Raw genomic sequence first — 12,302 nt, 5'->3', positions numbered from 1 at the left:
CGCGTGATGTCACATGGCGTGCGAATGTCAAATTCGTTCCACTAGGAGCGCAAGCGCAGAACCGCTTTTTAAGCGGCTTCCGCCCGCAACCAGCGCTGCAGCAGCGGCACATCGCCGGTTCCCAGCGTTTGCGCGACCCGCCGCCCGACTGCCGCGCCGAATTTGTACCCATGTCCGGAACAGGCCGAGACGACGAGGCATTTGTCCCGTTCCACGGCGAAAAACCGTTCATCGGCGGTGAATGTATAGGCGCAGGTGACAACATTGCTCACCCTGTATTCGCCGATCCGCTGCAGCGGCGGGGCGAAGAGATCGCGGATCGCTTCGCCCTCGCCCGGTTCCGCAACGCGTGCGGCGTCGGCATCCGCCGATTTGCGCTTGTGCAGGCCAGAGCCGAATTTCAGGCCGCCGCCGCCGCTGGCCGGAATGATATAACCGTCAGTACGCCCGCCCACATCGAGCACGACGGGAGAATGCTCCCAGGCCGCCTGCAAATCCGCCGGCGGTTCGAGATAGACCACGGCCGTCCGGTAGGTGGTGAGCGAGGAGACGAGGTCGGGGAACAGTTTTGTCACCCAGGCACCCGCCGTCACAACCACCTTGTCGGCAGCAATGACCGTACCATCGGCCAAGGTCACCGTACCGGCGGCGCTGTCGACGGCGGTCACCCCGGTGTTTTCCAGAAGCGTGGCGCCGTGCGCGCGCAGCCAGCGCGCCATATCCCCGGCGATCCTGCGGCAATGCAGCGCGCCGCCCTCCGGCGAGAAGAACGCGTAGCGGAACGTGCCCGCTTCCAGATAGCCATAGCGCTTTATGGCCTCGGCGGGTTCATAAAGCTCGAGGGGATAGCCGCCCTGCTCGAGCCCCTTGCGGTATTCCTCGGCTTCATCGCCCGCGTCGCGCGATATGCAGATGAAGCCGCGCGGATCGAGATGGCTCGTGCCGATGTCCTGCCACAGCTCGTCCCAGGCCACATAGGCCTCCGAAATCGCATCCGCGTAACCGCCCGCGGCACCATAGGCGCGGCGGATGATGCGGTGATGATCGCCCGAGGCGGCCAGCGGATTTGGTATCGGCCCCTGCTCGATCAACGTCACCGCATGACCGGCCTTGGTCAGCGACCAGGCGCTGGACAGTCCGGCAATTCCTGCTCCGACGATGGTGATTTTCATGATGGGGTCCTGCTATGACTGCTGAAGGAGGGAGATTCGCATGCAATATGAAACCATTCGCATCGATTGCTCAAACATTTTCGACGTGGAAAGCTTTCATCCTGTGTTTGCCGCGACCTGCGGCTTTCCCTCCTGCAAGGCGGCGACCCGCCTGTTCCCTGTCCTTCCTTCGTCTGACCCACGGTATATCTGATCATGACCCCTGCCACGCCCGCCTCATTCCAGTTCGCTCCTGCCACCCGCCATCTGCGGCTCGATCCGCACGACCAGGTCTTCGTACAGAATCCCTACGGCACCTATGCCGCGCTGCACGCGCAGACATCGGCGTTTTTCTGGGAGGAATACGGCTTCTGGTGTTTCATTGGCTATGATGGCGTCAACAAATTGCTGCGTGACCGGCGCTTTGGCCGTGAAAACCGCCATGGCATCGCCGATTCCCAGGGCAATACCGGTGATCGCGCGCATCTGAAGGATTTCGACCACGTCGAAAAATTCTCGATGCTGGAGCTGGAGCCGCCCACCCATACCCGGCTGCGCACGCTGGTGAACCGGGCCTTCGTCTCCCGGCAGGTGGAACGGCTGCGCCCGCGCATCGAGACGCTGGCGCACGCGCTGATCGACCGCTTCGAAGCAAAGGGCAAAGCCGATCTCATCGCCGATTTCGCCACGCCCATTCCCGTCACCGTGATTGCCGAAATGCTCGGGGTGCCGACGGACGCGGCACCGCGGCTTCTCGACTGGTCACACCGCATGGTGGCGATGTACATGCACGGCCGCAATCGCCAGTCCGAGGACAGCGCCAACGCCGCCGCCGCCGAGTTCTCCGGCTTCCTCAGGGACTATGCCGGACGACGGCGCAGCGAACCGGCCGACGATCTTCTCAGCCTGCTGCTGGCGGCCGAGGCGGACGGAGCAAAACTGTCCGAGGACGAGCTGATCACCACGGCGATCCTGCTGCTCAATGCCGGGCACGAAGCGACGGTGCACCAGACCGGCAATGCGGTCAAAACCATTGTGGAAAGCGGACGCAGTGCCGCTGACCTGTTCTGTGATGCCGATTCGACGGCGCAGACCGTCGAGGAATGTCTGCGTTTCGACGCGCCGCTGCACATGTTCACGCGCTATGCCTATGAAGAAATCGATCTTGGCGATGGCATTGCGGTCAAGCCCGGCGACCAGATCGGCCTGATGCTGGGCGCGGGCAACCGCGATCCCAACGCCTTTGCCGATGCCGGAGCTTTCCTGCCCGGACGGTCAGACCAGAAAAACCTCTCCTTCGGCGCCGGCATCCATTTCTGCATCGGCGCACCGCTGGCGCGGCTGGAACTGCAGGTCTCGCTCAAAGTGCTGTTCGACCGGCTTCCCGGACTGCATTTCAAGGAAACCCCGCGCTTCAAGGATACCTATCATTTCCATGGATTGGAGCGGTTGGACGTGGTGTGGTGAGGTGTTTTGCAAAAGCGCTGTGCGTGGTTCGACAAGCTCACCATGAGGGATGTGGTTTGGTTGCAATGCCGACGGCAGCTTTGCAGAATAAAACTCCCTGCAACCCACTTATTTCCCTCATGGTGAGCTTGTCGAACCACGCACAACGCCAATGCAATCGCATCGCTACAGCCGGATCACATATTCCTTGCGCGTGGTTTCGATGACTTCCCAGGTGCCGCGAAAGCCGGGGCGCAGCACAAAACTGTCCCCGGCCTGCAAATGCCGTTCCTTGCCGCCCTCTTCCGTGACGATCGAGCGGCCCGAGAGAATGTGGCAGAACTCCCACTCATCATAGACGATGCGCCATTTGCCCGGCGTTGCTTCCCATATCCCGGCGTAGAGGCCGCCATCGGCCTCGTCACAGTTCCAGGTGCGGAACTGCGGATCGCCCGCGATCACCCGATCTGCCGCCGGGGCGCCGTGTTCGGGATCGATGCTGCCGAAATCGATGGCGACAAAATGCGACGATGCCATGGGTCTATCCCGCCTTCGTCAGTGCCTGGTCGAGATCGGAAATCAGATCCTCGACGGTCTCAATACCGATGGACAGCCGCACCACATCCGGTCCCGCACCTGCGGCGATCTTCTGCGCATCGCTCAATTGCCGGTGCGTGGTCGATGCGGGATGAATGATCAGGGATTTGGTATCGCCGATATTGGCCAGATGCGAAAACAGCTGCAGGTGCTCGACCAGCTTGACCCCGGCTTCATAGCCACCCTTCAGCCCGAAAGTGAAAACAGCACCGGCGCCGCGCGGCGCATATTTCTGCTGCAGTGCATGATAGGGATCATCAGGTAGCCCGGCATAGCTGACCCAGGCAACCTTTGCGTGGCTGGAAAGCCACTGCGCCACCTTCAGCGCATTGTCCGCATGGCGCTGCATGCGCAGCGGCAAGGTCTCGATCCCCGTCAGGATCTGGAACGCATTGAACGGCGACAGCGCCGGCCCGAGATCGCGCAGGCCGAGGACGCGGCAGGCAATGGCAAAGGCAAAATTGCCGAAGGTTTCGTGCAGCACGATGCCGTTATATTCGCTGCGCGGCTCTGACAGCAGCGGATAATTGCCCGACTTCGACCAGTCGAACGTGCCGCAATCGACAATCACCCCGCCCATGGAATTGCCATGACCGCCGAGGAATTTGGTCATGGAATGCACGATGATATCGGCACCGTGTTCGATGGGACGGATGAGATAGGGCGACGCCAGCGTGTTGTCGACAATCAGCGGCAGGCCATGCTTATGGGCGACGGCAGCGATGGCCTCGATATCGGTGACGATGCCGCCGGGATTGGCAAAACTTTCGATGAAGATCGCGCGCGTCCGGTCATCAATCTGCGATTCGAACGAGGCGAGATCGTCGGGTTCCGCCCAGCGCACATGCCAATCGAAGGACTTGAACGACTGGCCGAACTGGTTGATCGAGCCGCCATAGAGCTTTCTGGAGGCAATGAAATTGTCGCCGGGCTGCATGAGAGTGTGAAACACCAGGAACTGTGCCGCATGGCCGGATGCAACCGCCAGCGCCGCGGTGCCGCCTTCCAGTGCCGCCACGCGCTCTTCAAGCACCGCATTGGTCGGGTTGGTGATGCGGGTGTAGATGTTGCCGAAGGCCTTCAGGCCGAACAGCGATGCGGCGTGGTCGGCATCGTCGAAAACAAAGGCCGTCGTCTGGTAGATCGGCGTGGCGCGCGCGCCGGTTGCCGGATCGGGCTGGGCACCCGCATGCACGGCAAGAGTTTCAATTCCGGGTGCGCGGTGCGCCATGGTTCATCTCCCTGTCATTCCTGATTTTGCTACACGCTATGGGATCGCGGCTTTGCCGCCAACCTATTTTGGCGATCTGAGGCCAAAACTCTGGAAGCCCTGCCGCATCTGCGGTTTTTTCGCCGACAGGATGCGCGAATTGACGCCACTCCAACCGATCTCGCCGCACAGCCGCGCATATTCGATCTTCGGGCAGCGATTCATCACCACCTGAATACCCGCAGCTTCCGCCCTGCGTGCCGCTTCGTCGTGGCGAACCGTCAACTGCGTCCAGATGACCTTCGGCAGCGGCGTCAGCGTCAAGACCTCATCGACAATCGCCGGCACGGCCTCGGAGGCGCGGAACACGTCGACCATGTCGATGGCTTCAGGGATATCGGCGAGGCGCGCAAAAACCTTCTGGCCGAGAATGTCCTTGCCCGCCTGTCCCGGATTGACCGGTATGACCCGGTAGCCCTTGTCGATCAGGTACTTCATGACAAAGAAACTTGGCCGCACCTCATTGGCTGATGCACCCACCATGGCAATGGTTTTGACGGATGAAAGAATGCCGCTGATATAGGCGTCCGGGTAATGATCGTGATCCATGCGCTTATTCGCCCGTCCATTCCGGCTTGCGCTTTTCGATGAAGGCGTTGATGCCTTCCTCCGCATCGCGTGCCAGCATGTTTTCCACCATCACCTGCGCCGTATAGGCATAGGCCTCGGAAAGTTCCATTTCGGCCTGCCGGTAAAAGGCTTCCTTGCCTGTTTTGACAGTTAAAGTCGATTTCTCCGCAATGGCTTGCGCGTATTTCCTGACAATCGGATTCAGGTACTCCTCCGGCACGACGCGGTTGACCAGACCGAACTCCCGTGCGGTCGAGGCATCGATGGTCTCGCCGGTTAGAAGCATTTCCATGGCCTGCTTGCGCGAGACATTGCGCGACAGGGCCACCATGGGCGTCGAGCAGAACAGGCCGATATTGACGCCCGGCGTGCAGAATGTCGCCTTGTCCGAGCAGATCGCCAGATCGCAGGACGCGACAAGCTGACAACCCGCAGCCGTCGCAAGACCGCCGACGGCGGCAATCACCGGCCTCGGATGATGCACGATGGCCTGCATCAATTCAGCACAGAGCAGCATCGTCTTCTCGAAAAAAGCCCGGCCGCGATCGGCGTCCTGCCGATGCGCGGTCAGCTCCTTCAGGTCATGGCCCGCCGAAAACAGCTTCTGCGCCGAATCGATGATGATCACGCGCACCGCCTTGTCATCCCGCGCCGCATGCAGATGATCGAGCAGCAGACGCATCATGGCGAGCGAGAGCGCATTGGCGGGCGGATTCTGCAATGTCAGGCGCAGAACGCCCGAGGCAAGCTCATATCCGACGATTGGTTCATCCTTGCGGATAATGTGAACTTCTCCCATATCGCTCCTCATTCCCCAGCGCTTGCAACCCGGTCAAAGGCTGGTCCATTGTTTATAGAGTGGTTTGATCGAACTCACGTGCTTTTTGACAATAGCGAGATTCTCCGCCGACGGGCGTGCTTTCTCGACCGTTGCCAACCCGCTCTTCAGGCCGTCGATCATTTCCGCCTTCTGCTTGTCGGTCAGGTTGGGCATGGACGGAATGGAGGCGATGGCCTTTTCCACCTCCTCGCGCGGTTCCGGATTGGTCACCCAATGATAAGTCACCATGATCGTTCTTGTGGTTTCGCCCCAGTCATTGAAATCCTTGAAGCCGTATTCCGCGGCCTTCTTGTTCAACCGCGCCGTTGCTTCCGGTGAAAGGACGGCGTTGCCCGCCGCTTCTTCCTTCATCTGCGCGCCGACGGGAGCAAAGCTGTAGAGAAAGCGCTTGATGATATCCTGGGTCAGCACCACGGGCCGGACCGGCAGGCTGAAGGGTTCAATCTGCGGCGCGGTCTGTGCAAAGGACGGCACCGCAGCCGCAACAGCAAGCACGGCCATGATAATCAGCGAGCCGGATAGGGATCGAAGCAAAGTCATAACTGGCTTCCTTGCAAAGAAGACACGGATGATTAGGAATACCAGCGATCATCGCCAGAGAACAGATGGAGTGCCCTTTGGAAACGGCAATGGATGTAACAGCGTTAACGGCCTTTCTCGAGCGGGAGTTTCCACAGGTGAATGCCGACGGGGTTGCCTACACCGTTACCGGTGCCGGGCCAGGTTATGCCACGATGCGGCTTGATCCGGCGGACCGGCACCTGCGCCCCGGCGGCACGGTATCGGGCCCCACCCTGTTTGCCCTTGCCGATATCGCCGCCTATGTGGCGATCCTCGCGCAGATCGGGCCGGTCGCCCTGGCGGTGACGACCAATCTCAACATCAACTTCCTGCGCAAACCGCAACTCGGGCCCATCGATGCCACGGCAAAGGTGCTCAAGCTGGGCAAACGACTCGCGGTGATGGATATCGCGCTCACCAATGGCGAAGACAACGAACTGGTGGCCCATGCCACGGCGACTTATTCGATTCCGCCGCGCAGCTAGGGCTGCAAGCGGGCTTAAAATCCCGCAAAACGCGGCAAATCCGGACAAGAAGCATGTGGTAATATAATACCTTTTCCGTAAGGTGTTGTTTTATAAAGAATATTTGTCAAAACAGCCAAAAACATCTGCTTGACGTAATCCTGTTGGGCCGGTATTGAACCCCTCGACTGCGGTAGGTTCTTCCTGCCGCATTTAACTGTTGTGCGGATGTTCGCCATTCACACAACGCAAGCAACAAGAAAAGCCTTCCTATGTGAAGGATGATCTCAAGGACGAACACAAATGGCTACCTTCACCCAGAAGCCGGCAGATGTGACGAAAAAGTGGATCCTGATTGACGCCGAAGGTCTCGTCGTCGGCCGTCTCGCCACCATCGTTGCCAACATCCTGCGCGGCAAGCACAAAGCAACCTTCACCCCTCACGTTGACGATGGCGACAATGTCATCATCATCAATGCTGAAAAGGTTGCCTTCACCGGTAAGAAGTTTACCGACAAGGTTTACTACTGGCACACCGGCCACCCAGGTGGCATCAAGGAACGCACTGCCCGTCAGCTGCTCGAAGGCCGTTTCCCGGAACGCGTCGTCGAAAAGGCTGTTGAGCGCATGGTTCCCCGTGGTCCGCTCGGCCGTCGCCAGATGAAGAATCTGCGCGTTTACGCAGGTTCCAATCACCCCCATGAAGCGCAGGCACCCGTCGTTCTCGACGTTGGCGCGCTGAATTCCAAGAACAAAAGGAGCGCATAAGAATGGCTGAGCTCAATTCGCTCGCAGATCTCGGTACTGCCGCCGCATCGACGCAGGCAGCTGCACCGGTTCATGTCCAGAAGCTCGACGCCAATGGCCGTGCCTATGCAACAGGCAAGCGTAAGGATGCGGTCGCCCGCGTCTGGATCAAGCCAGGTTCCGGCAAGATCGTCATCAACGACAAGGAATACGGCAAGTATTTTGCCCGCCCGGTTCTGCAGATGATCCTGCAGCAGCCAATCGTTGCCGCCAACCGCGCCGGCCAGTACGACATCATCGCGACCGTCGCCGGTGGTGGTCTGTCCGGTCAGGCCGGTGCCGTTCGTCACGGCATTTCCAAGGCCCTCACCTACTTCGAACCTGCCCTGCGCGGTGTTCTGAAGAAGGGTGGTTTCCTCACACGCGACAGCCGCGTTGTTGAACGCAAGAAGTACGGCAAGGCGAAGGCCCGTCGTTCCTTCCAGTTCTCGAAGCGCTAATCCAGCGTTTCCATTGGACAGAACAGAAAGCGGGCCCTCGGGTCCGCTTTTTTGTTGCCAATAAATGCGTTTGCGGTAGCTTCGCCGCCAAGCTGAAGATGCATTATCCCGGAGTTAGAAATCCAATGCCATCGAAGACCATCGATCACGCCTTCACCGCACGGACCCTGACGAGTGCTGCGACCGATCCCACGCATGCGGGGGCGCTGTCCTTCATGCGCCGGCGCTATACGAAGAATCTGAACGGTGCGGAAGTGGTCGTCTGGGGCATTCCCTTCGACGCGGCGGTTTCCAATCGGCCGGGTGCGCGGTTCGGCCCGCAGGCGATCCGGCGGGCATCGGCCATTTTCGACAATGACCCGCAATATCCCTTCCAGCGCGATCTGTTCGAAGACCTCGCCGTGATCGACTACGGCGATTGCCTGCTCGACTACGGCAATCACCAGAAGACCCCGGCGACAATCGAGCGTGAAGCAGCCAAGATCGTCAAATCGGGCGCGTTCCTGCTCTCCATGGGCGGCGATCATTTCGTCACCTGGCCCATCCTGAAGGCGCATGCGGCCAAGCACGGCCCGGTGGCGCTGGTGCAGTTCGATGCGCATCAGGACACCTGGTACGATGACGGCAAGCGCATCGATCATGGCTCCTTCGTCGGCCGGGCAGCGCGCGACGGCGTCATCGACCCCGCGCATTCCATTCAGGTCGGTATTCGCACCCATGCACCGGATGATTGCGGCCTGCAGATTGTCTATGGCTACGAGGTCGAGGAAATGTCGGCTGCCGAGATCGCCAAGGCGATCATCAAGCGCACGGCGGGCAAACCCGTCTATCTCACCTTCGACATCGATTGCCTCGACCCGGCTTTTGCGCCCGGAACCGGCACGCCCGTTGCCGGCGGTCCGTCCTCGGCGAAAATCCTTTCGGTGCTGCGCCATCTGACCGAACTCAACATTGTTGGCGCTGACGTGGTGGAGGTCGCCCCCGCCTATGACCATGCGGATGTGACGGCCATCGCCGGTGCCACAATAGCGATGTACTATCTAGGTATTCTTGCGGAGAAAAAAGCCAAGCGACGAAGCTGACATTCTGATTCAGGGTTCTTACATATCGAATCCGGTTTTCTCGCTAACTCTCTGAATACCAAGCTTCAAAGGCATTTCCCATGAAACCGAAAATCTTTATCGACGGCGAACACGGCACCACAGGACTGCAAATCCGGACACGGCTGGCCGGCCGTCATGATCTGGACGTCCTCTCCATTCCGGAAGCCGAGCGGCGCAACAAGGACATGCGCGCCGACTTCCTGAAGAGCGCCGACGTGGCAATCCTCTGCCTGCCGGACGATGCGTCGAAGGAAGCCGTTGCCATCCTTGAGGGCCATAATTCCACGCGGATCATCGATACATCGACGGCACACCGGATTCATCCTGATTGGGCTTATGGCTTTGCCGAGCTTGACCGGGCTCAGCGGCAGAAGATCGCCGATGCCCGGCTGGTGGCCAATCCCGGCTGCTATCCGACCGGCGCGATTTCTCTGGTGCGGCCACTGCGCGATGCCGGCATTCTTCCCGGCGATTACCCGATCACCGTCAATGCGGTTTCCGGCTATACCGGCGGCGGCAAGCAGATGATCGCGCAGATGGAAGATCCCGCCAATCCGGACCATATCAGCGCCAACAATTTCCTCTACGGCTTGCCGCTCAAGCATAAGCACGTGCCGGAACTGCAGACGCACGGCCATCTCGACCGGCGTCCGATCTTCAGTCCCAGCGTCGGCCGCTTTGCCCAGGGGATGATCGTGCAGGTTCCCGTGTTCACCGGCGATCTCAACGGCAATGCCTCGCTGGAATCCATCCATGCCGCCCTGACTGCCCATTATGCAGGCCAGGACATCGTGCAGGTGGTGCCGCTGGCGGAGAGCGCATCCCTTGCAAGAATCGATGCGGAGGAACTGCGCGATACCGACATCATGAAGCTGTTCGTGCTCGGCACCGAAGGTCAGGGACAGGTGAACCTCGTGGCGCTGCTCGACAATCTCGGCAAGGGCGCTTCCGGCGCGGCCGTGCAGAATCTCGACCTCATGCTGAACCATGGCTGACAGCATCCACGAGACGTTCCCGGCCGAGTGGCAGATATCGTCTCCGGAACTGTTCGTTGAAACCCATACCAGCCGCATCATCATGGTGCGGCTGGCTGACGGCACACCCGCCGTGGTGAAGGCACTCAACGAAACCGGTATGCGGGAAGAGTTGCGCGGCGTGCACTATCTCGACTGGCACGACGGCAACGGCTCCATCCGCGTGCTGGCCGAAAAAGGCAATCTGCTGCTGCTCGAACATGCCGGCAGCCGCACGCTGCTGGACCATCTGAACGCGCATGGCGACGATGCGGCCACTGCGATTGCTGTCGATGTCCTGCTGAAACTGCTGGGCAATAATGGCAAGGGCAAATCCTTCGCACCGGACCTGCGGCCATTGCGCGAACAATATGCCAGCCTGTTCAAGAAAGCGGGAATCGACCGGAACAACGGTGATGCCAGTATTTTTGTTGCAGCGGCGGGAATTGCCGACACGCTGCTCAGCAACCCGGTCGAGGTTCAGCCGCTGCATGGCGACGTCCACCACGAGAACATCCTTCTGGGCGATCGGGGCTGGCTTGTCATCGACCCGCAGGGGCTTCTCGGCGATCCGATGTACGATGCCGCCAACATGTTCTACAACCCGCTGGAACGGCAGGATTTGCGCACCAGCGACCAGCGTGTTGCCACCATGGCCCTCACCTTCTCCCGCGCCTTCAACCGTGATATCCGCACCATCCTCGGCTATGCCATGTCGCATGCGGCGCTGTCGGCCTCATGGCACACGGAAGACAAAAATTTCGAGGAAGCGGAGCGGAGCCTCGGCGTCGCACGGGCAGTGCAACGGGTGATGGCCTCACTGGGTTGAACGCCTGATCAGGCGGGCGACCGCAAGGAATGTCAGGACGCCGAGAATGCCTACCGTGGCGGCAACCGACAAGGCCAGCGTCGGCCCGAGTTTTTCCATGATGAAGGCGAAAATGAACGGCGCGGATGACGACACGATCAGCCGCGCCGAGGTGATCTTGCCCAGAATTTCGCCATAGCCCTGATGCCCGAACAGTGCCAGCGGCAAGGTGCCCTGAACGATGCTGTTGAGCCCTGATCCCATGCCGAAGAGCATGGCGAAGACCACGGCGCCTGCCACCAGCGGCACCGGCAGCGGCGCGATCAGCATCAGGAACGACAGGGGGATCAAGGCTGTCGACAGCACGGCGATCGACATCGCCGACAGTCTGGTACCGAAAACCATGTTCACCAGACGTGCGGCAAACTGCGATGGCCCGAAGATGGCGCCGACCAGAACGGCAGACGTGCCGACACCCACGGCAGCCAGAACAGGCACCAGATGCACGAGCATGGCCGACAGCGAAAAGCTTGCCAGCGAGAACCCCGCCATGATCAGCAGCAGCGCCGGACGCCTGTTCTCGGCGGGCAACTGCCCGCCGACGCCCCTGGCAGGTTCATCCGCGCGTTCCTCATGCAGCTTTGGCGAGCGCCGCGTCATCTGCGACAACCAGAAATGGATGGGAAAACAGATGAAGACCTGCAATCCCGCATAGAACAGGTAAATCTCCCGCCATGTAAACACTGTCAGCAGACGTGTTGCCAGCGGCCAGAACAAGGTTGAGGAAAACCCGGCTATCAGCGTCAGATAGGTGATCCGGCGCGGCGCCGTCTGCGGATCGATCTGCACAAGCACCGCGAAGGCCGTGTTGTAGAGGATGAACGGTGTGGCCATCCCCGTTGTCACGAGTGCCGGAGCGAACCAGATCCAGCTTGGCGCCAGGACGCAGAGGATGAGCGACAGGGCTGCGGCGAGCGAACCGAATGTCATCACCCGCCCTGCTCCGAAGCGGTCGGCCCAGCGGCCGGACCATGGCGAGATGATGCCGCCGATCAGAAGCGTGCCGGAGAAGGCCGCAAACAGCCATTGCCGCGACTGGCCGAACTCGTGCGCCATGGCCGGTTCGAGGATGCTGAAACTGTAATAAAGCGTGCCGTAGCTGACGATCTGCGTGACACCCAGACCTGTAACGGCGGCCAGTGAGCGTCTTGCGCTAAGAATCATGATGATT

At 60.3% G+C, this 12,302-nt stretch carries 15 protein-coding genes; 8 read left to right on the top strand and 7 right to left on the bottom strand.

Annotated elements, in window-relative coordinates:
• Positions 1-68: 68 nt before the first annotated feature.
• Entirely contained in the window at positions 69-1,172 is a 1,104-nt protein-coding gene (locus tag ACIQWS_RS06525) for an NAD(P)/FAD-dependent oxidoreductase (protein WP_403173127.1), read from the bottom strand.
• A gap of 40 nt (positions 1,173-1,212) precedes the next feature.
• On the opposite strand from ACIQWS_RS06525, the gene ACIQWS_RS06520 reads away from it, so the two are divergent.
• Both ACIQWS_RS06520 and ACIQWS_RS06515 read left to right on the top strand, forming a co-directional pair.
• Entirely contained in the window at positions 1,213-1,365 is a 153-nt protein-coding gene (locus ACIQWS_RS06520; RefSeq protein ID WP_403173123.1) for a hypothetical protein, read from the top strand.
• 2 nt (positions 1,366-1,367) lie between these two features.
• Entirely contained in the window at positions 1,368-2,618 is a 1,251-nt protein-coding gene (locus tag ACIQWS_RS06515; RefSeq protein WP_403173120.1) for a cytochrome P450, read from the top strand.
• 165 nt (positions 2,619-2,783) lie between these two features.
• Here the strand turns inward: ACIQWS_RS06515 and ACIQWS_RS06510 are convergent, their stop codons facing one another.
• The 5 genes from ACIQWS_RS06510 to ACIQWS_RS06490 form a co-directional block, all read right to left on the bottom strand.
• Positions 2,784-3,134: a cupin domain-containing protein gene (locus ACIQWS_RS06510; RefSeq protein ID WP_403173116.1), complete on the bottom strand. Its 351-nt coding sequence runs from the start codon at positions 3,132-3,134 to the stop codon at positions 2,784-2,786.
• A gap of 4 nt (positions 3,135-3,138) precedes the next feature.
• Positions 3,139-4,425: an O-acetylhomoserine aminocarboxypropyltransferase gene (locus ACIQWS_RS06505; protein ID WP_403173111.1), complete on the bottom strand. Its 1,287-nt coding sequence runs from the start codon at positions 4,423-4,425 to the stop codon at positions 3,139-3,141.
• A 63-nt stretch (positions 4,426-4,488) separates the two neighbouring features.
• The gene (locus ACIQWS_RS06500; RefSeq protein WP_403173106.1) at positions 4,489-5,013 is read right to left on the bottom strand and encodes a CoA-binding protein; all 525 of its coding nucleotides are present in this window, start codon (positions 5,011-5,013) and stop codon (positions 4,489-4,491) included.
• A gap of 4 nt (positions 5,014-5,017) precedes the next feature.
• Positions 5,018-5,833, bottom strand: a complete 816-nt coding sequence (locus ACIQWS_RS06495) for an enoyl-CoA hydratase (RefSeq protein ID WP_403173102.1) — start codon at positions 5,831-5,833, stop codon at positions 5,018-5,020.
• Between the two features lie 33 nt (positions 5,834-5,866).
• A complete protein-coding gene (locus tag ACIQWS_RS06490; protein ID WP_403173097.1) occupies positions 5,867-6,415 on the bottom strand; it encodes a hypothetical protein in 549 nt (182 codons plus the stop codon).
• A gap of 89 nt (positions 6,416-6,504) precedes the next feature.
• Here ACIQWS_RS06490 and ACIQWS_RS06485 point away from each other — a divergent pair, with 89 nt between their 5' ends.
• The 6 genes from ACIQWS_RS06485 to ACIQWS_RS06460 all read left to right on the top strand — a co-directional run bounded on the left by ACIQWS_RS06485 (position 6,505) and on the right by ACIQWS_RS06460 (position 11,092).
• The gene (locus ACIQWS_RS06485) at positions 6,505-6,921 is read left to right on the top strand and encodes a PaaI family thioesterase (RefSeq protein ID WP_288193347.1); all 417 of its coding nucleotides are present in this window, start codon (positions 6,505-6,507) and stop codon (positions 6,919-6,921) included.
• Positions 6,922-7,203: 282 nt separating this feature from the next.
• The gene (gene rplM / locus ACIQWS_RS06480) at positions 7,204-7,668 is read left to right on the top strand and encodes a 50S ribosomal protein L13 (RefSeq protein WP_105735528.1); all 465 of its coding nucleotides are present in this window, start codon (positions 7,204-7,206) and stop codon (positions 7,666-7,668) included.
• Positions 7,669-7,670: 2 nt separating this feature from the next.
• Positions 7,671-8,147 (top strand): 30S ribosomal protein S9, encoded by a 477-nt coding sequence (gene rpsI, locus ACIQWS_RS06475; protein ID WP_105735530.1) that lies wholly within the window; start codon positions 7,671-7,673, stop codon positions 8,145-8,147.
• Between the two features lie 125 nt (positions 8,148-8,272).
• Positions 8,273-9,229 carry an agmatinase gene (gene speB, locus ACIQWS_RS06470; protein WP_346304980.1) on the top strand — a complete coding sequence of 319 codons (957 nt, stop codon included), beginning with the start codon at positions 8,273-8,275 and terminating at the stop codon, positions 9,227-9,229.
• 80 nt (positions 9,230-9,309) lie between these two features.
• Positions 9,310-10,245 carry an N-acetyl-gamma-glutamyl-phosphate reductase gene (gene argC / locus ACIQWS_RS06465; protein WP_403173064.1) on the top strand — a complete coding sequence of 312 codons (936 nt, stop codon included), beginning with the start codon at positions 9,310-9,312 and terminating at the stop codon, positions 10,243-10,245.
• Entirely contained in the window at positions 10,238-11,092 is an 855-nt protein-coding gene (locus tag ACIQWS_RS06460) for an aminoglycoside phosphotransferase family protein (RefSeq protein WP_403173058.1), read from the top strand. Before argC ends, ACIQWS_RS06460 begins: the two co-directional genes overlap by 8 nt.
• Here the strand turns inward: ACIQWS_RS06460 and arsK are convergent.
• On the bottom strand, positions 11,081-12,295 hold the full coding sequence (gene arsK / locus ACIQWS_RS06455) for an arsenite efflux MFS transporter ArsK (protein ID WP_403173051.1): 1,215 nt from the start codon (positions 12,293-12,295) through the stop codon (positions 11,081-11,083). The genes ACIQWS_RS06460 and arsK overlap by 12 nt on opposite strands.
• Positions 12,296-12,302 lie beyond the last annotated feature (7 nt).

Source organism: Phyllobacterium sp. NPDC097923, assembly GCF_044760925.1.
Lineage (GTDB): Bacteria > Pseudomonadota > Alphaproteobacteria > Rhizobiales > Rhizobiaceae > Phyllobacterium > Phyllobacterium calauticae.
This window is presented reverse-complemented; position numbering and strand designations above follow the sequence as displayed.

Coding starts and splice junctions, on each gene's coding strand:
- ACIQWS_RS06525 (WP_403173127.1), bottom strand. CDS start 1,172: ATGAAAATCACCATCGTCGGAGCAGGAATTGCCGGACTGTCCAGCGCC.
- ACIQWS_RS06520 (WP_403173123.1), top strand. CDS start 1,213: ATGCAATATGAAACCATTCGCATCGATTGCTCAAACATTTTCGACGTG.
- ACIQWS_RS06515 (WP_403173120.1), top strand. CDS start 1,368: ATGACCCCTGCCACGCCCGCCTCATTCCAGTTCGCTCCTGCCACCCGC.
- ACIQWS_RS06510 (WP_403173116.1), bottom strand. CDS start 3,134: ATGGCATCGTCGCATTTTGTCGCCATCGATTTCGGCAGCATCGATCCC.
- ACIQWS_RS06505 (WP_403173111.1), bottom strand. CDS start 4,425: ATGGCGCACCGCGCACCCGGAATTGAAACTCTTGCCGTGCATGCGGGT.
- ACIQWS_RS06500 (WP_403173106.1), bottom strand. CDS start 5,013: ATGGATCACGATCATTACCCGGACGCCTATATCAGCGGCATTCTTTCA.
- ACIQWS_RS06495 (WP_403173102.1), bottom strand. CDS start 5,833: ATGGGAGAAGTTCACATTATCCGCAAGGATGAACCAATCGTCGGATAT.
- ACIQWS_RS06490 (WP_403173097.1), bottom strand. CDS start 6,415: ATGACTTTGCTTCGATCCCTATCCGGCTCGCTGATTATCATGGCCGTG.
- ACIQWS_RS06485 (WP_288193347.1), top strand. CDS start 6,505: ATGGATGTAACAGCGTTAACGGCCTTTCTCGAGCGGGAGTTTCCACAG.
- rplM (WP_105735528.1), top strand. CDS start 7,204: ATGGCTACCTTCACCCAGAAGCCGGCAGATGTGACGAAAAAGTGGATC.
- rpsI (WP_105735530.1), top strand. CDS start 7,671: ATGGCTGAGCTCAATTCGCTCGCAGATCTCGGTACTGCCGCCGCATCG.
- speB (WP_346304980.1), top strand. CDS start 8,273: ATGCCATCGAAGACCATCGATCACGCCTTCACCGCACGGACCCTGACG.
- argC (WP_403173064.1), top strand. CDS start 9,310: ATGAAACCGAAAATCTTTATCGACGGCGAACACGGCACCACAGGACTG.
- ACIQWS_RS06460 (WP_403173058.1), top strand. CDS start 10,238: ATGGCTGACAGCATCCACGAGACGTTCCCGGCCGAGTGGCAGATATCG.
- arsK (WP_403173051.1), bottom strand. CDS start 12,295: ATGATTCTTAGCGCAAGACGCTCACTGGCCGCCGTTACAGGTCTGGGT.